We start from the raw sequence: 21,552 nt of genomic DNA, 5'->3' as shown, positions 1-21,552 counted from the left end.
CCTGCAGGACACGTTCCCGTATGTCGCCGCGCGGGGGTGGCCGACGGGCGGGCCCGGGCCCAGGTCACCGGGCGGCGAGTCGCTCGTACATGGCGGCGGGGTCGCCGGACAGGGCGCTCTTCACCCAGCGGGTGAGGTCGTCGGCGAGCACCTCGTAGGCGTCCGACTCGACGCCGTCGAGGGCCGCCGAGGCGATGTCCCGCGGACTCGCCTTGGGCGCGTCGACGTGGGCTGCCATGTCGGTGTCGACATAGCCCATGTGCAGGCCGGTGACGCCGATGCCCTGCGGCTTGAGCGCCTCGCGCAGGCTGTTGGTCTGCGACCAGAACGCCGCCTTGGAGGCACTGTAGGCGCCGCCCTCGGCGAGCCAGGACAGCACCGAGTGCACGTTCAGGATGTGGCCGCCGCCGTTGCGCTCGATCAACGGGACGAAGGCACGGGTGAGCAGCAGCGGTCCGTAGAAGTTGATCTCGAACTCGCGGCGGATGTCGTCGAGCGGGGAGGTCAGGAAGCGGGTGCCGGAGGCGACCCCCGCGTTGTTGACGAGCAGGGTGACGTCCTGGGCCTGCTCCGCGACCGCGGCCACCGAGTCCGGGTCGGTGACCTCCAGCGCGAGCGCCACCGCGTCGGGGTGGGCGACGGAGCGCGGGTCGCGGGCGGTGGCGTACACCTTGCCGGCGCCGCGCGCGTACAACTCCTCCACCAGCGCCTTTCCGATGCCCCGGCTGCCGCCGGTGACGAGGACGACGGAATCCTTGATCGCGGTCATGACATTCACACTCCAGAAGGGGGCCGAGTCGGAAACCGATCGGTTTCCAAACGGTGGAACCACTGTAAACCGATCGGTTTCCCATCGCAATCGCGACGGGCCCCGGCCGGTCGCCGTCCGCACCCGAAGCCCTTGCGGGCAGGGCGAGTTACTCGATTGATTTCCTTGCGTCCGGCCTCTGGCTACGGACTCCTACCGGGCGGTATACAGACCCCCGACACACGCGTGCGGGCCGCCCGTCGGGACCGGTTCCGTGCGCGTCCCGGTTCCAGGGGGGATCTGCATGGCGTACGGCATCCGGTCCGACGGTTCGGCGCGGCGGCACCGGCGGAGGGCCACCGTGGCGGCGGCGCTGGGCGGCTGCGCCCTGGTGGCCGCGTCCACCGCACCGGCCGCGGCGCACGGCGGCGGCCACGGCTCCGGCCACGACCGCGGCACCGGCTATGTGGCGCTCGGCGACTCCTACACCTCGGGGCCGGTCATTCCGACGCAGGTCGACGCGAACTGCGCCCGCTCCGACCACAACTACCCCTCGCTGGTGGCGGCGGCCCGGCACGTGAGCGCCTTCAAGGACGTCAGCTGTGCCGGCGCGACCACCGCCGAGATGTGGAAGGCGCAGGGCACCAACGGCCCCCAGCTCGACGCCGTACAGCGCGGCACCGACCTGGTGACCGTCCAGATCGGCGGCAACGACATCGGGTTCAGTTCGATCATCGGCACCTGCGCGGCCCTCAGCTCCAAGGACCTGACCGGCGACCCCTGCCGGCAGTACTACAACGCGTCCGGCACCGACCAGCTGGTACTCGACATCGCACGGACCGCGCCCAAGGTCGACAAGGTGCTGCGGGCGATCCGCGCCCGGGCCCCGCACGCCCGGATCCTGGTCGTCGGCTACCCCGACCTGCTGCCCGACGACGGCAGCGGCTGCTACCCGACGGTGCCCTTCGCGGCCAAGGACTTCCCCTACCTCCGCGACACCGGCAAGCGGCTGAACCTCATGCTCCGCCTGGTGGCCGCCTGGAACGGTGCCCGGTACGTGGACACCTACGGTCCGACCGTCGGCCACGACATGTGCAAGGCGCCCGCCGACCGCTGGATCGAGCCCCTCCAGCCGGCCTCACCGGCCGCACCTGCCCACCCCAACGCCAAGGGCGAGGCGGCCATGGCACAGGCGGTGCTCAAGCGCCTGGAGGGGCGTCACTGAGCGCTGCGCCGGGAGTACCACGACCTGCGGTCCGCCGGCCCGGGACAGCCGACACCCCGGGCCGTACGGCCCCGCAGGAGGGACCGCGGAGCGGTTCGCGATAGGTTGACCTGCATGAGCGACAACGTTTATTTCGACATCTCGATCAACAACGAGCCGGCCGGCCGGATCGTGTTCAACCTGTTCGACGACGTGGTGCCCGACACGGCCCGCAACTTCCGTGAGCTCGCCACCGGGCAGCACGGCTTCGGGTACGCCGGTTCCGGCTTCCACCGGATCATCCCCCAGTTCATGCTCCAGGGCGGTGACTTCACCCGCGGCGACGGCACCGGCGGCAAGAGCATCTACGGCGAGAAGTTCAAGGACGAGAACTTCAGTCTCAAGCACGACCGCAAGTACCTGCTGAGCATGGCCAACGCGGGCCCGAACACCAACGGCTCGCAGTTCTTCGTCACCACCGTCTTGACGCCGTGGCTGGACGGCAAGCACGTCGTCTTCGGCGAGGTCGTCCAGGGCTCGGAGCTCGTCGACCGGATCGAGAGCTTCGGTTCCCAGAGCGGCACCCCCAAGGCCAAGGTCGAGATCACCGCGAGCGGCACCGTCTGATCCCGGACCGGACTCCTGCCGCGGGGGACCGGGCGGCTCGCCCGGTCCCCCGTGCCGCAGGTCACCGCGGGCCGCGCTCGCGCCGCGGTTCCTCCGGCCGCGGGGTCGCCCGCCCCGCCGGGGAGCCGTGCGCGGTGAGGTGTTCCAGAACCTCGGCCAGTTCGTTGCAGGCCTCCTCGACGGAGCGCCGGGTGTGGTGCTGCTCGGTGATGACGGCCGACAGCAGCAGCGCGGTCAGGGCCAGCGACCCGTTGAACAGCTGCAGCTTGAGCATCACCTGCACCGGGGAGAGCCGGGCGAACGCGCCGACGCCGTCCCGCGCGGCGACCGCCGCCATCACCGACGTGAACAGGGCGCACAGCATGCCCCCCGCCAGCCGGAACCGCAGCGCCGACCAGATCACCACGGGGTAGACCAGGAACAGCGCGCTCATGGTGCTGTGCGTGGCCACCGTGACCAGGCCGGCCGTGACGACCGCGAGCGCCAGTGCCTCCTTCCAGCGGGCCGCCGACGGGGGCCGACGGACCTCCCAGAGCGCCAGCAGGACCGGGGTGACGATCAGCACGCCCATCGCGTCACCCACCCACCACGCCAGCCAGGTCGACCAGAAGTGGGTCGCGGCCAGCTTGCCGGCGAGGAGCAGCGAGACCACACCGGCGGTGGAGCTGACCAGCATGGCGGCGAGGGCCCCGAGGAACACCAGGGCGAGGCCGTCCCGCAGCCGGGCCAGGTCGGTGCGGAAGCCGGCCCGGCGCAGCAGCACGCAGGCGCAGACCGGCCCCGCCGTGTTGCCGACGACGATGCCCACGACGTCGGGCCCGGGCGGGCCGAGCGACAGCACGAGGAAGAAGGCGCCGAGCGAGACGCCCGGCCAGCAGCCCAGGCCGAAGACCAGCAGACAGGCCAGCGCCACCCCGGTGGCCGGATACACGGGGGTGAAGACGGCACCCTGCACGGTGAGCCGGCACAGCAGGCCGAGCCGCCCCGCCACGACGTAGCAGGTGGCGACGGTCAGCGCCCGGAGGGCGAAGACGGCCGGCCGACGCAGCTCCTGGTAACCCACCACACCAGCCATCACACACCGAGGCGGCCGTCTCGGCGAGGCGGGAGCCGTCCGCCGCCGGGCCCGGCCGCGCGAGGCGGGAGCCGTCCGCCGCCGGGCCCGGCCGCCGCCCGCCGCGGTGCCCGGAGGCTACGGCGTGGGGGCGTCCGGGTCGTCGTGGCCGATGACCAGCACGGCCGCGTCGTCCTCGTGGCCCACCCGTTCCGCGCCCTTGATCACGGCGGCGGCCAGGGACTGCGCCCCCAGGCCTGCGACGGCGGCGACACCCGCGAGCCGCACCACCTGGTCGAGCCCCTCCTCGATGGGCATCGAGGGCCCCTCCACCACCCCGTCCGTGAGCAGCACAACCATGCCGCCGGTGGTGAGCCGGTGGCGGGCCACGGGGTACTCGATGCCCGGCTCGATGCCCAGCGGCGGGCCGCCCTCGTCCTCCCCGAGGCCGGACTTTCCGTCGGCGGTGGCCCACACGAACGGGACGTGGCCGGCCCGGGCGCTCTCCAGCACCCCGGTCTCCGGATCGAGCCGCATGAAAATGCAGGTGGCGAAGAGGTCGCTGCCCAGGGACACCAGGAGGTCGTTGGTGCGGGCGAGCAGCTCGCCGGGGGCGCCGGTCACCGAGGCGAGCGCCCGCAGGGCCGCCCGGACCTGGCCCATGAACGCCGCCGCCTCGATGTTGTGCCCCTGGACGTCGCCGATGGACAGGCCGATGTGCCCGTCGGGCAGGGTGAAGGCGTCGTACCAGTCGCCGCCCACGTTGAGCCCGAAGCAGGCGGGCGCGTACCGGACGGCCAGGTGGAAGCGGGGGGTGTCGGGCAGGTCCCGGGGCAGCATGCCGCGCTGCAGGGCGACGGCCAGCTCGACCTGGGAACGCTGGTACTCGGCCCGCTCGCGTGCCTGGGCGGTGAGCGACCTCAGTCTGGCCAGCAGCTCGTCGTCGTCCGTTGCGCGCTTGCGGGGCATGGATCACTCCGGCCGAGGCTGCATCCTTACCAGGGCAAACCCCTAGGTTTTTACCTTGACAGGATCATAGTGCGAACAGCGGGCGAGCGGACGCCGGTGGCGGCGGCCGGGCAGGGCCGGCCGCCGCCGTACGGCTCGGTTCACTCCTCGCGCATGCCGTCGGGGCGGCGGGACGCGCGCAGCGTGCCGACCGTCCTGAGCAGCCGGTCCGCCGGCTCGCGCAGCCTGGGGTGGGCGAGGACGGTGTTGCGCAGCCCGCGGACCGGCCGGCGCCACAGGCGGTGCGCCGCGGCCACCGGGTGGGTGCGGGTGGCGAAGCCTTCGCCCACCCGCAGCTCGCGGGTCTTGAGCCAGTCCTTGTACTCCTTGTCGCCGCGCCCGAGGTCGACCAGGGTCACACCTCCACGGGCCGCCGCCTCCGCGGTGCGCAGATGCATCATCAGCCCCGGTGAGTAGTAGTGCAGATCGGGGTCGTAGGCGGTGAACCAGGCGGCGAGCACGGTGGCCGAGCGCGGGCCGAAGTGCGCGGCCACCGGCCGGTCGCCGGCGTAGAGCACGGACAGCACTCCGGTGAAGTGTTCCTCCCGCACGTGGAAGAGGTGGTCCACGAGGTCGACGATCCACGGGCGGGCGAAGCGGTCCATGCGGCCGGTCCGCCGGTACTGGGCGGACTTCCAGTGCATCAGGGTGCGCAGGGCCGCGGGGTCGCGCTCGTCGGGCTCGAAGCGCAGGTCGCCGATGTCGCGGCCGAGGCGCCGTTCCTTCTTCAGCGTGGTCTTCGCCAGGCCCGGGTAGGTGGCGCGCAGCCACTCGGGGTAACCGCCGTCGCCGGGCTTCACGTCGATCACCGGCGAGGCGAAGGTGCCGGTCACATGGGGGGCGAAGGGTCTCTGCTCGGAGACCAGGTGGTCGAACTCGAAGATGGACATCCCGCAGGCGCTCAGCACTTCCTCGGCGTCCCAGGCGACTCCGGGCCGGTGCACCAGCGCCTGGCAGTCGGAGAGGCCGAGGCCGACGGCACGGCCGACGCCGAGGGCGTTGCGCTCGTACGGGAGGAAGCCGACGGGTTCGCCGCCCTCGCGCAGGACCGCCACCCGTACGCCGGCCCGGTGCCTGCCGACGCCGATCGTGAACTCCGGGGCCAGAAAGGGGTTGGCGTACTCCGGCGACTCGTCCATCGCGTGGTGCCAGGCCCGGCGGAGCGGCTCGGTCAGCTCGCCGGGTCTGTGGATCGTGATGTCCACCTCAGATCAACCGCCCCTCGGCCGACGAGGTGTGTGACGCATGACTGCACTGGCCTCTGGATCGCATGGGCGACCGCTCTCCCCCCATAACGCGTATGCCGCGCTCTGCCGTTCTGCCGTTTCTACGAACAGCTCCTGTTCCCCGCTGTACACCTTCGTTCCGGAACCGGCGACGGGGTCGCCGGTCCGGAGGTGTCGCTCAAACGTCGCGAAACAGTACGCACGCTGTCAAGGGTGCCACTGTCGGGGCAGGTTGGGGGCGGGTGACTCGGACTTTCCCGGCCCTTTCCGTCAGGTCGCCGTCGCCGCGGCCGCCGCACGGCCCGCCGCCGGCCGGAGAAGAGGCAGCCCCCGAGGAAGGTGCCCTCCAGCGAGCGGTAGCCGTGCACCCCGCCGCCGAACCCGACGACCTCTCCGGCCGCGTACAGGCCGGGAACCGGCGAGCCGCCGCCGTCCAGGACGCGTCCGGAGAGGTCGGTCCCGAGGCCGCCGAGGGTCTGGCGGGTGAGGATGTTCAGCCGGACGGCGATCAGCGGACCGGCGCTGGTGTCCAGGATCGGACCGGCGAGGCCGTGGCCGACGACGATCGCGTCCGCGTCCTGCGACTCCGCGGCGAACGCGCCGGCCTGGCCGAGGGGCGGACCGGCGAGGGCGCCGCCGGCCACCGTCAGCACCTGGCGGCGGCTGAACCGGGACGGCTGCTCGGTGCCTTCGGCCGAAGCGGCGGCTGCGCTGGGATCTTCCATGGAGGGTTGTCTTCCGTACCGGTGCGGGCGGTGCGGGAGACACGACTGGGGCTGCCGGGAACGGCAAGGTGTTACCGACGGCAGCCCACGGTGGGAGCCGCGACCGGCTTCGCACGCGACCGAACCGGGGGCGAACTGCCGTCCCAGCCGACTCAGTTGGGCCGCCGGACGGACAGCCCTGCCCGGCCCGACCCACGATGAAGTATTTCCTATAGGATTCCAACCCTCGCGTCTCGTACCAGACTGACAGCTCACCCCATCACCCCTGACAGGAAAGGCTCCCTCCTCAGACCTTGACGCGCACATCCCCCTGTCCCACCATTGCCGCACCCATTTCCTATCCGATCCGGCAGTGCACGATCCGCGGCAGCTGAAGGTGGCTTTCGCCGACAAGTACCTCTCGTGCGGCCGGCCGCCTCCAAGGACCCAGAAGCCCCCGAAGCCCCCGACAGAGAACGGACATCGATGACCATCATCACGGCCGCGACCGCCCGGCTGGTCGACATCGCCGTCGAGACGGACCGCACCGACGCGGTGCAGTCCTTCGTCAAACAGGAGACGATCCTGGTCGACCTGGCGACGGCGGACGGCCTCGTGGGCACCGGCTACGCGTACACGATCGGCACCGGCGGCACCGCCGTCCTGGCCCTGCTGCGCGACCACCTGCTGCCCACCCTCGCCGGGCAGGACGCCCGCAACGTCGAGGCGCTGTGGCAGCGGCTGTTCGCCCTGACCCGGGCCACGACCACCGGCGCCATCACCTCCCTCGCCCTCGCCGCCGTGGACACCGCCCTGTGGGACATGCGCTGCAAGCGAGCCGGGGAGGCGCTGTGGCGGCTGGCCGGCGGACACCGCCGGGAGGTGCCGGTCTACGACACCGAGGGCGGCTGGCTCCACCTGAACACCGACGACCTGGTCAAGGGCGCCCTGCGGGCCCGGCAGGCGGGCTGGGCCGGCGTCAAGATCAAGGTGGGCAGGCCGCATCCCGCCGAGGACGCCGAGCGGCTGCGCGCGGTACGCGAGGCGGTCGGGCCCACGCTGCACGTCATGACCGACGCCAACCAGTCCCAGACGGCTTCCTCGGCGCTCCGGCTCGCGGCCGCGCTGGAGCCGTACGACCCGTACTGGCTGGAGGAGCCGCTGCCCGCGGACGACGTCAGCGGGCACGCCCGGCTCGCGCGGGCGACCCGGATCCCGGTGGCCGTCGGCGAGTCGATGTACTCGCTCCAGCAGTTCCGCGGCTACCTGGAGACGGGTGCCGCCTCCGTCGTGCAGGTCGACGCGGCCCGGATCGGCGGCATCACCCCGTGGCTGAAGGTCGCGCACCTGGCCGAGAGCCACAACGTGGCGGTGTGCCCGCACTTCCTGATGGAGCTGCACGTCAGCCTCGCCGCCGCGGTGCCCAACGGCAGCTTCGTCGAGTACATCCCGCAGCTGCGGGCGGTGACCCGGACCGAGCTGGCCATCCGTGACGGCCTGGCCGTGGCCCCGGACGAACCGGGCATCGGCATCGACTGGGACCCGGACGCGCTCGACGACCGGAGGGTGGCCTGACGACCTCCTGCCGTCCTTCCTCGTGGGGCGGCCGGCCCGGGTCGTCGCCGCGCTCCCGGAACGGCTCGACGAGTAACGGGAGTTGCACCGCGCGGTGCCGGAGCGGCCGCGGCGCCGTCACATCGCCGGTGCACCGCGCCCTGCCGGGCGCCGGGTGCGGAGGCCGCTTTGGGCGGGAGGGGGGCCACCGCGGACCGCGGGTTCCTCATGGTGCAGCGGGCCCGGCGACGCCGTCGCCGCTCCCTTGGATCTGGCGTTCCATGCTGCGGGTGAGGTGCTCGGTCATCGCCTCGGCCGCCCGCTCGGCGTTGCGGCGCAGGACGGCCCGGACGATCCGCTCGTGCTCGGCGACGGTCGGGCCGCCGGCGCCGGTGACGTCGCCGAGCCGGAAGATGTGGAGGTGGGCGTGGAGGCGCTGCACGGCATCCGCGAGGAGCGGCCGGTGCGCGGCCTGCCCGATCGCCTCGTGGAAGCGCTGGTCGAGGGCGGCGAAGCCGCGGTAGGACGCGTACCGTCCGCGGGGACCGGGCTGGTCCTGCATGTCCTCCACGATCCGTTCCAGACCGTCGAGTTGCTCCTCGGTGGCGTTGGCCGCGGCCAGTGCGGCGGCCCGCGGTTCCAGCAGCAGCCGCATCTCGAAGAGTTCGGCGAGGCCCTGCCGGGTCAGCAGCTCCGTCGCCCGGTACCCGGACAGGGCGCGCTTGACCACGAGGCCGTCGGACTCCAGGCGGGCCAGCGCCTCCCGCACCGGGGTGGGAGAGACGCCGAGGGCGCGGGAGAGCGCGTCGATGCCGACGCGGGCGCCAGGGGCGATCTCGTGGTCCATGACCATCGCCTTGATGCTCTCGTACACGCTGTCCGACAGCGCCTGCCGGACGGGGGGCGGCTCGCCGGGTCCGTCGCCGTCGCCCGGGACCCCGGCCGCGGAGGAGCTGTGCGGCGACATCCCGGCTCCTCCTTCTCAAGGCCTGCGTGTCGCAGACAGTTTACCCGTGCCACCCGGCCGGGCGGCGCGGAAGTCCTGATCAGGGGGGTGCCGCCGCCGAAGCGCACCGCCGGTACCGGCTCCGCCGCCCACCCTCGCGGAACGTCCCCGTCGGCTCGCACCGGCGTGCTATCACCGGTGCCATGGAGACCGTGGCGACCGAGCCCATAACCCCGTCCACCCCGCGCCCCGTACGCCGGCCGACGATGGTGCAGGGGTGGCACCGACTGACCTTTCTGCACTGGCCGGTGGCGCCGGAGAAGGTGGCGGGGCTGCTGCCCGCCGGTACCCGGCCGGACACCCTGGACGGGGTCACCTACGTCGGGCTCGTCCCGTTCCTGATGCGGGGCACGGGCTTCGGGCCGGGGCTGCCGTATCTGGGCACCTTCTGCGAGACGAACGTGCGGCTGTACTCGGTCGACGGGCAGGGCCGGCGCGGGGTGGTGTTCAGGTCGCTGGACGCGACCCGGCTGCTCCCGGTGCTGGTGGGCCGGCTGGGGTTCCGGCTGCCGTACGTCTGGTCCGCGATGCGGCTGCGCCGCGCGGGCGACGTCATCACCTACACCTGCCGGCGGCGGCGCCCGGCGGTCGCGAGCCGGGCGGTCGTGCGGATCGGGGCGCCGATCACCGAGCCGTCGCCGCTCGAGCATTTCCTGACCGCGCGCTGGGGGCTGCACGTGACCTGGCACGGCCGTACCGCGCACCTGCCGAACGAGCACCCTTCCTGGCCGTTGCACCGGGCGGAACTCCTCGATCTCGAAGACGAGTTGGTGGAGGCGGCCGGCCTGCCCGCGATGGCCGGGCCGCCGGTCAGCGTGCTGTGGTCACCCGGTGTGAAGGTGCGGTTCGGGACGCTGGAACTGCTCCCTCCCGCCAGGTAAAGAAATCGTATGGTCTAGTCCAAAGTGAGCTTTGGTCCAGTCCAATTCATTGACGTGACCTCGACACCTCCGGAAGCTGGGACCCACCCCACCTCCCCCGGGCCCCCTGGAGGCACAGTGAGACCCCTTCGCGCATGTCTGGGCGCGGCCGCCGCCGTCACCCTCGCCGCCGCCGGCACCACCGCGCTCGTCGCGAGCAACGCCTCGGGCGCGACCACCGCACTGAGCAACCGGTGGTACGCGGCCGCCCCCTACCTGATGCCGCTGGACAACAACCCGCCGGACGCGGCAGCCATCATGGACGCCACCGGCCTCAAGGCCTTCCAGCTGGCGTTCGTCCTGGCCCCCGACGGCGGCGGCTGCTCGCCCACCTGGGGCGGCACCGCGGCGGTCTCCTCGGACACCGCCGTCCAGTCGGTGATCAGCACGATCCGCGCCAAGGGCGGTGACGTCTCCGTCTCCATCGGCGGCTACGGCGGCACCAAGCTGGGGCAGGCGTGCGCGGACGCGGCCTCCACCGCGGCGGCCTACCAGCAGGTCGTCACCAAGTACGGGCTGCACGCGATCGACTTCGACCTGGAGGAGCCGGAGTACGAGAACACCGCGGCGATCAGGAACGAGATCGGCGCCGCGAAGATCCTCCAGCAGAACAACCCCGGCCTGTACGTGTCGGTGACGACGGCCGGCACGGCGGACGGCACCGGCTGGTTCGGCAAGCAGATGCTGCTGGAGGCGAAGTCGCAGGGGTTCACGCCCAACAACTTCTCCATCATGCCCTTCGACGGAGGCTTCAGCGGGGCGGCCTCGCAGACCAGCGCGCTCACCAACTTCAACTCGATCCTGCAGTCCACCTTCGGCTGGGACCAGGCGACCGCCTACGCCCATGAGGGCTTCTCCGGGATGAACGGCCGCAGCGACACCGGCGAATACTTCACCCAGGCCGACTTCCAGACCGTGCTCGACTACGCGACGAGCCACAACATGGACCGGTTCACGTTCTGGTCGCTGAACCGCGACCGCCAGTGCACCCCGGTCGACAACAACGGCACCACGTCCGGGACCTGCTCCAGCGTGGCGCAGGGCGCCTGGGACTTCGCCAAGTACTCGGTGAAGTTCGCCGGGGTCACCCCGCCGACCACCACACCCACCCCCACACCGACCCCGACGCCCACGCCCACCTCGTGCAAGACCGCCTGGAGCGCGACGGCGGTGTACACGGCCGGGAACGAGGTCTCGTACAACAGCCACGACTGGAAGGCCAAGTGGTGGACCCAGAACGAGGTGCCCGGCGCCTCCGAGTGGGGCCCCTGGCAGGACGAGGGCGCCTGCTGAACCTCTTGACGAGGCTGGTCCGGACCTTTAGCTTCACGGGTCATCGGCGGTTACGGATGCGTCCGGAGTTCACACACATGAACATTCATGGGTGGGTCTCCGGGCGCGGCCCTCTGACGAAAGGACCCCCCACGTGAACCGTTCCCGGCTGCTCGCGGCACCCACCGCCGCGGGCCTCGCACTCGCCCTCACCGTCCTGTTCGGCAGCAGCGCGGACGCGGCCGACCCGAACGTCGCCCCCGGCGGCAACTTCGACCTGTCCGTGTGGCAGCTCCAGGAGCCGGTCGGCTCGCCCGGTTCGCCGACCACCATCCCCTCGTCCCGGCTGCAGGGCGCGAACGGCTACCAGGACGCGTACTTCTACACCGACACCCGCGACGGGGCGATGACCTTCTGGGCGCCCGAGAAGGGCGTCACCACCCCGAACTCCAACTACGCCCGCTCCGAACTGCGCGAGATGAACCGGGACGGCAGCGCCGCCAACTGGTCGCTGAGCGGCAGCCACAAGATGAGCGCGACGCTGCGGGTGGTCTCCGTGACCAAGAACGTCTGCGTGGGCCAGATCCACCTCGGCACCGGCGGCTCCTCCACCAAGCCGCTGCTGGAGCTGTACTACCACTCCAACGGCGACATCGTCCTCGGCACCGAGAACTCCCCGGACGGCGGCCAGACCACGCACGGCGTGGGACACGTGTCGGTCGGCAAGACCTGGACGTACACCATCGCGGTCTCCGGCGGGAACACCATCGACCTGACGGTCAACGGCACCACGACCCACTACGCCATCCCGTCCTCCTTCAACCAGTACAAGCAGTACTTCAAGGCGGGCTCGTACAACCAGTCGTCCTCGGACAGCACGACCAACGGTGCCCGGGTCGCGTTCTACGGCCTGACCGTCAGACACGGCTGAGTTCGCCTGGCCCACCGCGGCAGGTGCCGCCGTTCCGCCGCGCGCCGGGGAGACCGTCCGGCACCGCGGCCGGACCGCACGGCAGGCCCTCCGGCCCACCTGCGCGTTCCGCTTGCGGTGGCGTCCGAGTCTCGACGGGGCACCACCGCGGGTGAAACCTGGACCGCGCGATGGAGGCCTTCGCCCCGTTGCCGGCAGGCACCCTTCAGCAGTTGCCGTGCGGTGCCGCGGCCGCCCCGCCCCAGCCACACGCCGGCGGCCATGCGCACCGCCGTCGGCACGCATGGCCGAGCCCCTCGTCCACCTCAGGTCACGTCGATCTGGATCTTGATCTCATGCGGCGAGACCCTGGATTCACCATTTGATGCCAGCATCTGTGTTCATTTTTCAGAGTCAGTGTATGGTGGAAGCCATGGACGCCATGTCACTGCCGGCGAATCAGAACTGCTCCATCGCGCGCACACTGACCGTGCTGGGGCAGAAGTGGAACCTTCTGCTGCTTCGCGAGGCCTTCCTCGGGCGCACCCGATTCGCGGAGTTCCAGCGCATCGGCATCCCGAACGCGACCCTCGGCCAGCGCCTGAACGACCTCGTTTGCGCGGGGCTCATGGAGCGTGTGACGTACCAGGAGGAGGGGGAACGCAGCCGCGAGGAATACATCCTCACGGAGGCCGGCCGCGACGTGCTGCCGGTTCTGGCAGCCCTCAGCGCGTGGGGGGACCGGCACCGCCCGCAGGAGACGGGACAGGGCGTCCTCTACGCGACCGACGGGGAACGGCCGGTTCACCTCGAATTCCGTGACGATCACGGCGAGTTGGTCGGCCGGGACGCCGTCTCGATCATCCGGGGCCCGGCCTACTACGCCGCCCTCGCCGCAGTCGACCGGTCATCCGACCGCACCCTCAGCAAGAACCAGGTCAGTTAGGAACGCACCATGCCCGCCAGCAGTCCACTCGCCTACGACGTCTTCGTCGCCGACCCGATCGCGCAGAACGTCACCGATCTGGTCCCCAACGGGGACCGGCGGATGTTCTCGCCCCTCTCGGTCACTCTCGTCCACGGAGAACAGGACGCCGTCCTGGTCGACCCGCCGCTGACCTCCGTCCAGGCCGAGGCGGTGGGGGACTGGGTCGAAGCCACCGGCAAGAACCTGACCCACGTTTTCGCCACCCACGGCCACGGTGACCACTGGTTCACCGCCGGCGTTCTGGCGGAACGTTTCGGCGCGCAGGTCGTCGCCTCCGAGGGCACGATCGCGGAGATGCACCGCAACGTCTCCATCCGCCCGCACTTCTGGGACCGGCTCTTCCCCGGACAGATCCCGGACTCCCCCGTCACCGCCGTCACCGTGCCCGGCAACCGGCTCGCCCTCGAAGGGCACGACCTGCTCATCGTGGAGGTAGGCCACAGCGACACCGACGAAACGAGCGTCCTGCACGTCCCCGACCTCGAACTCGTCGTGGCCGGCGACGTCATCTACAACGGTGTCCACCAGTACCTCGCCGAATCCGGGAACGGCGGCCGAGACGCCTGGCGCGAGGCCATCGCCGTCGTCGAAGGCCTCCGGCCGCGCCGGATCGTGACCGGCCACAAGAACAAGGAACTCGACGACGACGCCGCCCGTGCCATCGCCGAGACCCGGCTCTACCTCGACGCCACCGACGAACTCCTCGCCAAGCACGAAGACGCACTCGGCTTCTTCCACGCCATGCTGGAGCGCTTCCCCGAACGCCTGAACCCGGGCGCGCTGTGGGGCGGAGCCGTCGCACTGTACGCGTAGTTCCCGACCGGAACCGGCACGGCGAGACACACCGCCCGAGGACCGTCGCCCAACGGTGGTGGCGTCGCCGGCGGCGCAGCCCGGCGCCGCGGCAGGCGCGCAGCCGCGGGACCGAAGGGACCCAGCCCCCGGCCACGCCCGCGGACGCACCGGCCGGCGGGCCTCGCCCTTCTGTCCGGCGAATACTCTGCAAGTGGTACATCTCGCATGACGGTCGTAGCGTCGAAGAGAACCTGTACGACCGAACGGGCGGGAGCGACCATGCGACCAGTGGTGGGAACGGCGATCGGACTCGGGGCGGCCCTGCTGCTCACGGCGGGCATGACGACGGCCTCTGCGACGCCGCCGACACCGCCCGCGGCGCGGGCCTCGGCCCAGCACCCGGTGCTCGTCGACTGCCTCTGGCACCAGCGGTACCGGCCGACCGACTTCATCCTGGCCTGCGGCGACGGCAACAGCCTCCTCACCGGCATGCGCTGGACCCAGTGGAACGACACCACGGCGGTCGCCCAGGGCGTGAACATGGTGAACGACTGCAAGCCGTACTGCGCGGCCGGGAAGTTCCACAAGTACCCGGTGACCGTGCGCCTCGACCGCCCGACGACCTGGACGAAGCACCCGAACGTCCAGCACTTCACGCAATTGAACCTGACCTACTCCGGTGCGAAGCCGGAAGGATACGCGCAGGTCATGAAGTACGCGATGTGGAACTGAGCGGGGCCGTCACCCGGCTGCGCGGCATGCGGGGCCACGCCCTGCGCCGGGCGGGCGACGTAGCGGCCACGGCTGCCGCGGCCCGGGGACGGGGAGGCGTCATGTTGGTGTGACCGGTACGCCGGAGCCCTGCGCTCCCGTCGAAAGAGGTCACATGCCCCGATTCCCCCGCCGGGCCGTCGTCGCCCCGGCCGTGGTCGCGATCGGCCTGCTCGCGGCGGTTCCGGCCGCGAGCGACGAGCCGGTCCTGTCCCGCCCGCACACCGTCGCGCATTTCGATCTGGCCCAGGGACAGACGCCCGAGAGCATCGTCGCCGAGCAGGGGGGCTCGGTCGACATGTCCTTCGCGTTCGCCCGGCAGGTCGTCAAGGTCACCCGGGAGCGCCGGGTCCGTGTCCTCGCCACCCTGCCCGACGAGAGCCACCCCCGGACGCCCCTGGTGAGCAGCGCGGTCACGCACGGCCTGGCCCGCGCACACGACGGCACGCTGTACGTCAACTACGCGACCGGCACGAGCAGGACCGGCATCTGGCGGATCCCGGCGGGCGGCGGCTCGCCCGAGCAGATCGCCCAACTGCCCGCGGACGGCCTGCCCAACGGCCTGGCTCTCGACGAGCGGCACGGCGTGCTCTACGCCGCCGACTCCGCGCTGGGCACGGTGTGGCGCATCCCGCAGTCGGGCGGCGCGCCCACCGCCTGGGCCACCGGCGCCGAACTCTCCGGTCTCCCGTCGGCCACCGGCTTCGGCGCCAACGGGGTCAAGGTGCACAAGGACGCGGTGTGGGTCACCAACACCGACCGGGGCACCCTGCTGCGCATCCCGGTCGGCGCGGACGGCTCGGCCGGGCCCACCGGGACGAGGGCGACCGGCCTCGCCGGGGTCGACGACTTCGTCTTCCCCGGCCACTCGGACCTCGTGCTCGCCGCGCTCAGCCCGTCCGACGAGGTCGCGCTGGTCGCTCCGGACGGCAGCCACCGCAGCGTCCTGACGGTGCAGGAGGGGCTGTCCAACCCGACCTCGCTGGCGGTCCGCGGCCGGGACGTGTTCGTGGCGAGCGCCGCCTACTTCACCCAGCGTGACCCCAACCTCCTCAAGGCCCTGCTGGGCGCGCACTTCTCCCGCTCGTAGCCGCGGAGGGCCGGGCGGAGCCGGCCCTCCCCCGCCCCTCGGGGCTGTCCGGCCTCAGGCGATCTCGACCAGCAGGTCGCCGCCCTCCACCTGCTGGATGCGGTTGATGGCGAGCCGGGAGACCCGGCCGGCCTTCGGGGCGGTGATGGTTGCCTCCATCTTCATGGCCTCGATCGTGGCCACGGTGGCACCGGCCTCGACCTCCGCGCCCTCCTCCACCGCGAGGGTGACGACACCGGCGAACGGGGCCGCGACATGGCCCGGGTCGGACCGGTCGGCCTTCTCGGTGACCGGGACGTCGGAGGCCGCCGCCCGGTCGCGGATCTGGATCGGCCGCAGCTGCCCGTTGAGGCTCGACATCACCGTGCGCATGCCGCGCTCGTCGGCCTCGCCGACCGCCTGGAGCTCGATGAGCAGCCGGACGCCGGGCTCCAGGTCGACCGCGTACTCCTTGCCCGGGCGCAGGCCGTAGAAGAAGTCCTTGCTGTCGAGGACGCTGGTGTCGCCGTACGTCTGGCGGTGGGTCTCGAACTCGCGGGTGGGGGCCGGGAACAGCAGCCGGTTGAGGGTCGTGCGGGGTTCCTTGGCCAGCCCCTCGCGGTCCTCGGCGGTCAGCTCGGGCGCCGGCTTGGCGGCGGCACGGCCCTGGAGGGCCTTGGTGCGGAACGGCTCGGGCCAGCCGCCGGGCGGGGTGCCCAACTCGCCGCGGAGGAAGCCGATGACCGAGTCGGGGATGTCGAACCTGTCGGGGGTGGCCTCGAAGTCCTCCGGGCTCACCCCGGCGCCGACCAGGTGCAGGGCGAGGTCGCCGACCACCTTGGAGGACGGGGTGACCTTGACGAGGCGGCCGAGGATGCGGTCGGCGGCCTCGTACATGGCCTCGATCTCCTCGAAGCGGTCCCCGAGGCCGAGCGCGACGGCCTGGGTGCGCAGGTTGGAGAGCTGGCCGCCGGGGATCTCGTGGTGGTAGACGCGGCCGGTCGGCGAGGCGAGGCCCGCCTCGAAGGGGGCGTAGACCTTGCGGACGCTCTCCCAGTACGGCTCCAGGTCCTCGACCGCCCGCAGGTCGAGCCCGGTGGGACGCTCCGAGTGGTCGGTCGCGGCCACGATCGCCGACAGGGACGGCTGCGAGGTCGTGCCGGCCATGGAGGCCACCGCGCCGTCCACCGCGTCCGCGCCCGCCTGGATCGCGGCGAGATAGGTGGCGAGCTGGCCGCCCGCGGTGTCGTGGGTGTGCAGGTGGACGGGGAGGTCGAACTCGCGGCGCAGCGCCGAGACGAGCTTCGCGGCAGCGGGGGCGCGCAGCAGGCCGGCCATGTCCTTGACGGCGAGGACGTGCGCGCCGGCGTCGACGATCTGCTCGGCGAGGCGCAGGTAGTAGTCGAGGGTGTAGAGGCGTTCGTCCGGGTCGGACAGGTCGGCGGTGTAGCAGAGGGCGACCTCGGCGACCGCGGTGCCGGTCTCGCGGACGGCCTGGATGGCGGGGCGCATCTGGTTGACGTCGTTGAGGGCGTCGAAGATGCGGAAGATGTCGATACCGGTGGCGGCGGCCTCCTGCACGAAGGAGTCGGTCACCTCGGTCGGGTAGGGGGTGTAGCCGACGGTGTTGCGCCCGCGCAGCAGCATCTGGAGGCAGATGTTGGGGACGGCCTCGCGCAGGGCGGCGAGGCGCTCCCAGGGGTCCTCGGCGAGGAAGCGGAGCGCGACGTCGTAGGTGGCGCCGCCCCAGCACTCCAGGGAGAGGAGTTCGGGCAGGGTCCGGGCGACGACCGGGGCGACGGCGAGGAGGTCCTTGGTGCGCACGCGGGTGGCGAGCAGGGACTGGTGGGCGTCGCGGAAGGTGGTGTCGGTGATGCCGATGGTGGGCGACTCGCGCAGCCAGCGGGCGAAGCCCTCCGGGCCGGCCTCCACCAGCCGCTGCCGGGACCCGGCCGGCGGCTCTCCCGCGGGCAGTGGGGGCAGCTTGGTGGTCGACTCGATCAGGTGGGGGCGCTCGCCGTGCGGCTTGTTGACGGTGACGTCGGCCAGGTAGGTGAGCAGCTTGGTGCCGCGGTCGGCGGAGGTGCGGGCGGTGAGCAGGTGCGGGCGCTGCTCGATGAACGACGTGGTGATCCGGCCCGCCTGGAAGTCCGGGTCGTCCAGGACGGCCTGGAGGAACGGGATGTTGGTGGCGACGCCGCGGATGCGGAACTCGGCGACGGCACGCCGGGCGCGGCCGATGGCTGCCTTGAAGTCCCGGCCCCGGCAGGTGAGCTTGACCAGCATGGAGTCGAAGTGGGCGCTGATCTCCGTACCGGCGTGGGTGGTGCCGCCGTCCAGCCGGATGCCGGAGCCGCCCGGGGAGCGGTAGGCGCTGATGCGGCCGGTGTCGGGGCGGAAGCCGTTGGCGGGGTCCTCGGTGGTGATCCGGCACTGGAGGGCGGCGCCGTGCAGCTTCACCGTCTCCTGGGAGAGCCCGAGGTCGGCGAGGGTCTCGCCGGCGGCGATGCGCATCTGGGCCTGGACCAGGTCGACGTCGGTGACCTCCTCGGTGACCGTGTGCTCGACCTGGATGCGCGGGTTCATCTCGATGAAGACGTGGTTGCCTTCGCGGTCCAGGAGGAACTCGACGGTGCCGGCGTTGCGGTAGCCGATCTCGCGGGCGAATCGGACGGCGTCGGCGCAGATGCGGTCGCGCAGCCCGGGGTCGAGGTTGGGCGCGGGGGCCAGCTCGATGACCTTCTGGTGGCGGCGCTGGAGCGAGCAGTCGCGTTCGAAGAGGTGGATGACGTTGCCCTCGCCGTCGGCGAGGATCTGCACCTCGATGTGGCGGGGGTCGACGACGGCCTTCTCCAGGAAGACGGTCGGGTCGCCGAACGCGGAGGCCGCCTCGCGGGAGGCCTGTTCGATCGACTCGCGCAGTGCGGCCGGGTCCTCGACCCGGCGCATGCCCCGGCCGCCGCCGCCGGCGACGGCCTTCACGAACACCGGGAAGCCGATCTCGTCGGCGGCGCGGACCAGTTCGTCGATGTCGTTGGAGGGTTGCGAGGAGCCGAGCACCGGTACGCCGGCCGCGCGGGCGGCGGCGACCGCACGGGCCTTGTTGCCCGTCAGTTCCAGCGTCTGGGCGCTGGGCCCGACGAAGGTGATGCCCGCCTCCTCACAGGCGCGGGCGAGTTCGGGGTTCTCGGAGAGGAAGCCGTAGCCGGGATAGACGGCGTCGGCCCCGGCCTGCCGGGCCGCGGCCACGATCTCCTCGACGGAGAGGTAGGCGCGTACCGGATGTCCCGGTTCCCCGATCTCGTAGGCCTCGTCGGCCTTGAGCCGGTGCAGCGAGTTGCGGTCCTCGTAGGGGAAGACGGCGACCGTGCGCGCACCCAACTCGTAGCCCGCGCGGAATGCGCGGATGGCGATCTCTCCACGGTTGGCGACCAGCACCTTGCGGAACATCCCTGGATCCCTTCAGCCTGCCGGCGACGAACACCATGGTGTCAGCCGCGCCCTGCCGTAGCCCGCGCAACATTAGGGGTTGGCCGGACGGGCTGAAGTGCGAAAACCATCACATTGACGTTGTTGAGCAGTTCGGCGGGTCGGCCGCGTGACATATGGGTTTTCGGGGAATCCGGGAGGGTTGGGGAGTCTCAGGGCAGCCGGAAGGACGGTACGGGGTGGCGCGGTGGGTCCGGGTGGGGCACCGGCGGGTCCGACCAGGGGGGCGACGGTGTCGTGTCGAGGCGTTCCACCGGCCGGGCGGGGACCGGGAGCCGGCGGCCGTGCAGCAGGCCGAGGACGATCGCGGCGGCCACGGCGATCAGGTGCTCGCGGCCGGCGAGGTTCGGTACGGCGACGGACTCCCAGACCATCGAGCCGCCGGTGAGGGTGAAGACGACGGGGGCGCGCCGGACCACCGCCAGGTAGGTGAAGAGGCCCACCACGGCGGCGGACGGTCCCGTGTCGAGGATCCGGCCGGCTTCGGGGGGCAGGCCGAAACCCCACCAGCCGGGGCCGAGCGCGACCATCACCCGCGCGGTCATCGTGCCGGCCAGGGTGGTGAGGTAGGCGACGGCCAGGGTGCGGCCGCGGCCGAGGGTGAGTTCGGCGAGCGCGAAGGCGAGGAACAGCTGGGTGATGCCCGCCCAGACCGGCAGGTCGAGCGCCGGGACGTACAGCGACACCGGGGTGCGCAGCAGGGAGAGCCACAGGGGCAGGTCGGCGGTGACGCCGCCGAGGTGCCACACCATCCGCCGGCCGAAGGGATGCTGGGCGATGCCGTGGAAGAAGATGACCCCGAACGCGGCCACGAACGCCAGCACGAGCCCGGACAGTCCGCGCCGCACCAGCTGCCGTACCGGCTCCACCACGACGGCGTGCCATTCGTCGCGCAGCGTGCGCCGCACGAAGCGGACCGCACGCGCGGCCACCCGGCTCCAGTCACCTGCCATGAAAGGCATCGCCCCCTCGACACCGTCCCCGTCATCGGCCTGCGCGCTCCAAGAGGTTCTCCGCGCCCGGGCCGTTCCACGCGTCATCGTATAGACGTTTGGATCATTTGCGACGATGCGGGAGCTACGACCGGCCGGATAACGTCGTCGGATTTATCACCCGTCCACGGCTGAACCCGGACGGCCGCGATCGCGTCCCCCTGAGCGTCGTCCCGGTAAAGGAGCAGCAATGCGCAACCTGTCGCGTCGCACCGTGCTGGCCTCGGCCCTGGGGGCGGCGGTGAGCGCCCCGCCGGCGCCGGGGGCGACCGGGAGACTGCGCGCCCTGGAGCGTGAACACGGGGCCCGGCTGGGGGTGTTCGCCCGGGACACCGGTTCGGGGGCCCGGCTCGGGTACCGGTCCGGCGAGCTCTTCCCGATGTGCTCGGTGCACAAGCCGCTCGCGGTCGCCGCCGTCCTGCGCGACCTCGGCGAGGACGTGCTCGGCGAGGTCGTGCACTACGACGGGGGCGATGTCGCGCGGGCGGGCGGCGCCCCGGTCACCGGAAGGCCGGAGAACCTCGCCGCCGGGATGACCGTCGCGCAGCTGTGCGGGGCGTCGGTCTCGTACAGCGACAACACCGCGGCCAACCTGTTGCTGGAGCAACTGGGCGGCCCGGTGGCGGTGACGAGGCTGTGCCGTTCGCTCGGGGACGGGGTGACGCGGCTGGACCGGTGGGAGCCGGAGCTGAACTCGGCCGAGCCGGGCCGGGTCACCGACACCACCAGTCCCCTGGCCATCGCGACGACCTACGCGAAACTGACGGTCGGTCACGCCCTGGCGCACGCCGACCGGCGGCGGCTCACCGGCTGGCTGCTCGCCAACACCACCGGCGGTGAGCGGATCCGCGCCGGGCTGCCGGGCAACTGGACGGTCGGCGACAAGACCGGAACGGGCGGCTGGGGCACCGCCAACGATGTCGCGATCGCCTGGCCGCCGGGCCGCGCGCCGCTCGTCGTCGCCGTGCTCTCCACCCGTGCCGATGCGGCCGCCGAGGCCGACTCCGCCCTGGTCAGGGACGCCGCCGCAATCGTGGCGTACGCTTTCGGGCACGGCGGCGCCCAAGATCGTTCACAGCCGGAGCACAGCAAGTCACCCCGCCGGTAGCGGGATTTCTGCAATGACACCGGAACCGTTCTGTTTCGATCACGAACTCTCGTATAGTGACGCGCAGTTCAGCACCGAGCGTCACAACTCCTTCACCGGACACATAT

General features: G+C 71.9%; 18 protein-coding genes and 1 pseudogene. 11 read left to right on the top strand and 8 right to left on the bottom strand.

Features of this window, described 5'->3' with window-relative positions; translation table 11 throughout:
* Window positions 1-64: 64 nt before the first annotated feature.
* A complete protein-coding gene (locus tag AB0472_RS29605) occupies window positions 65-769 on the bottom strand; it encodes an SDR family oxidoreductase (RefSeq protein ID WP_366360743.1) in 705 nt (234 codons plus the stop codon).
* A gap of 283 nt (window positions 770-1,052) precedes the next feature.
* On the opposite strand from AB0472_RS29605, the gene AB0472_RS29600 reads away from it, so the two are divergent.
* Window positions 1,053-1,973, top strand: coding sequence for an SGNH/GDSL hydrolase family protein (locus AB0472_RS29600; protein WP_366360741.1), 921 nt, complete (start codon window positions 1,053-1,055; stop codon window positions 1,971-1,973).
* Window positions 1,974-2,087: 114 nt separating this feature from the next.
* Window positions 2,088-2,579 (top strand): peptidylprolyl isomerase, encoded by a 492-nt coding sequence (locus tag AB0472_RS29595; protein WP_366360739.1) that lies wholly within the window; start codon window positions 2,088-2,090, stop codon window positions 2,577-2,579.
* Window positions 2,580-2,640: 61 nt separating this feature from the next.
* On the opposite strand, the gene AB0472_RS29590 is transcribed toward AB0472_RS29595, so the two are convergent.
* The 4 genes and pseudogenes from AB0472_RS29590 to AB0472_RS29575 all read right to left on the bottom strand — a co-directional run.
* Entirely contained in the window at window positions 2,641-3,645 is a 1,005-nt protein-coding gene (locus AB0472_RS29590) for an MASE1 domain-containing protein (RefSeq protein ID WP_366360737.1), read from the bottom strand.
* 126 nt (window positions 3,646-3,771) lie between these two features.
* Window positions 3,772-4,602 (bottom strand): PP2C family protein-serine/threonine phosphatase, encoded by an 831-nt coding sequence (locus tag AB0472_RS29585; protein ID WP_366360736.1) that lies wholly within the window; start codon window positions 4,600-4,602, stop codon window positions 3,772-3,774.
* 140 nt (window positions 4,603-4,742) lie between these two features.
* Window positions 4,743-5,846, bottom strand: coding sequence for a GNAT family N-acetyltransferase (locus tag AB0472_RS29580; RefSeq protein ID WP_366360734.1), 1,104 nt, complete (start codon window positions 5,844-5,846; stop codon window positions 4,743-4,745).
* 291 nt (window positions 5,847-6,137) lie between these two features.
* Window positions 6,138-6,403: pseudogene (locus tag AB0472_RS29575) on the bottom strand (FAD-binding protein); the annotation flags it as partial.
* A 654-nt stretch (window positions 6,404-7,057) separates the two neighbouring features.
* Here AB0472_RS29575 and AB0472_RS29570 point away from each other — a divergent pair.
* On the top strand, window positions 7,058-8,146 hold the full coding sequence (locus AB0472_RS29570) for a mandelate racemase/muconate lactonizing enzyme family protein (protein WP_366360732.1): 1,089 nt from the start codon (window positions 7,058-7,060) through the stop codon (window positions 8,144-8,146).
* A gap of 205 nt (window positions 8,147-8,351) precedes the next feature.
* Here the strand turns inward: AB0472_RS29570 and AB0472_RS29565 are convergent, their stop codons facing one another.
* Window positions 8,352-9,092, bottom strand: a complete 741-nt coding sequence (locus tag AB0472_RS29565; RefSeq protein ID WP_366360730.1) for a GntR family transcriptional regulator — start codon at window positions 9,090-9,092, stop codon at window positions 8,352-8,354.
* A gap of 182 nt (window positions 9,093-9,274) precedes the next feature.
* Between AB0472_RS29565 and AB0472_RS29560 the strand changes: the two genes are divergently transcribed.
* The 7 genes from AB0472_RS29560 (at window position 9,275) to AB0472_RS29530 (ending at window position 15,877) form a co-directional block, all read left to right on the top strand.
* Complete coding sequence (locus AB0472_RS29560) at window positions 9,275-10,012, top strand: DUF2071 domain-containing protein (protein WP_366360729.1); 738 nt, start codon at window positions 9,275-9,277, stop codon at window positions 10,010-10,012.
* A gap of 117 nt (window positions 10,013-10,129) precedes the next feature.
* On the top strand, window positions 10,130-11,344 hold the full coding sequence (locus tag AB0472_RS29555; protein WP_366360727.1) for a carbohydrate-binding protein: 1,215 nt from the start codon (window positions 10,130-10,132) through the stop codon (window positions 11,342-11,344).
* Between the two features lie 133 nt (window positions 11,345-11,477).
* Window positions 11,478-12,254 (top strand): polysaccharide lyase family 7 protein, encoded by a 777-nt coding sequence (locus AB0472_RS29550; RefSeq protein ID WP_366360725.1) that lies wholly within the window; start codon window positions 11,478-11,480, stop codon window positions 12,252-12,254.
* Between the two features lie 412 nt (window positions 12,255-12,666).
* Complete coding sequence (locus AB0472_RS29545) at window positions 12,667-13,179, top strand: helix-turn-helix domain-containing protein (RefSeq protein WP_366360723.1); 513 nt, start codon at window positions 12,667-12,669, stop codon at window positions 13,177-13,179.
* 9 nt (window positions 13,180-13,188) lie between these two features.
* Window positions 13,189-14,034, top strand: coding sequence for an MBL fold metallo-hydrolase (locus AB0472_RS29540; protein ID WP_366360721.1), 846 nt, complete (start codon window positions 13,189-13,191; stop codon window positions 14,032-14,034).
* Between the two features lie 261 nt (window positions 14,035-14,295).
* Entirely contained in the window at window positions 14,296-14,748 is a 453-nt protein-coding gene (locus AB0472_RS29535; protein ID WP_366360719.1) for a hypothetical protein, read from the top strand.
* A gap of 154 nt (window positions 14,749-14,902) precedes the next feature.
* Window positions 14,903-15,877, top strand: a complete 975-nt coding sequence (locus AB0472_RS29530) for a hypothetical protein (protein WP_366360717.1) — start codon at window positions 14,903-14,905, stop codon at window positions 15,875-15,877.
* Window positions 15,878-15,931: 54 nt separating this feature from the next.
* Here the strand turns inward: AB0472_RS29530 and AB0472_RS29525 are convergent, their stop codons facing one another.
* Both AB0472_RS29525 and AB0472_RS29520 read right to left on the bottom strand, forming a co-directional pair.
* Entirely contained in the window at window positions 15,932-19,306 is a 3,375-nt protein-coding gene (locus tag AB0472_RS29525; RefSeq protein WP_366360716.1) for a pyruvate carboxylase, read from the bottom strand.
* Window positions 19,307-19,497: 191 nt separating this feature from the next.
* Entirely contained in the window at window positions 19,498-20,307 is an 810-nt protein-coding gene (locus tag AB0472_RS29520) for a hypothetical protein (RefSeq protein WP_366360714.1), read from the bottom strand.
* 220 nt (window positions 20,308-20,527) lie between these two features.
* On the opposite strand from AB0472_RS29520, the gene bla reads away from it, so the two are divergent.
* Complete coding sequence (gene bla / locus AB0472_RS29515; protein ID WP_366360713.1) at window positions 20,528-21,445, top strand: class A beta-lactamase; 918 nt, start codon at window positions 20,528-20,530, stop codon at window positions 21,443-21,445.
* Window positions 21,446-21,552: the final 107 nt, after the last annotated feature.

The organism is Streptomyces sp. NPDC086777 (assembly GCF_040702065.1).
In the GTDB taxonomy this organism is placed as follows: Bacteria; Actinomycetota; Actinomycetes; order Streptomycetales; family Streptomycetaceae; genus Streptomyces.
Note: the sequence above shows the minus strand (reverse complement) of the source record. Positions and strands in the feature narration are given on the sequence as shown.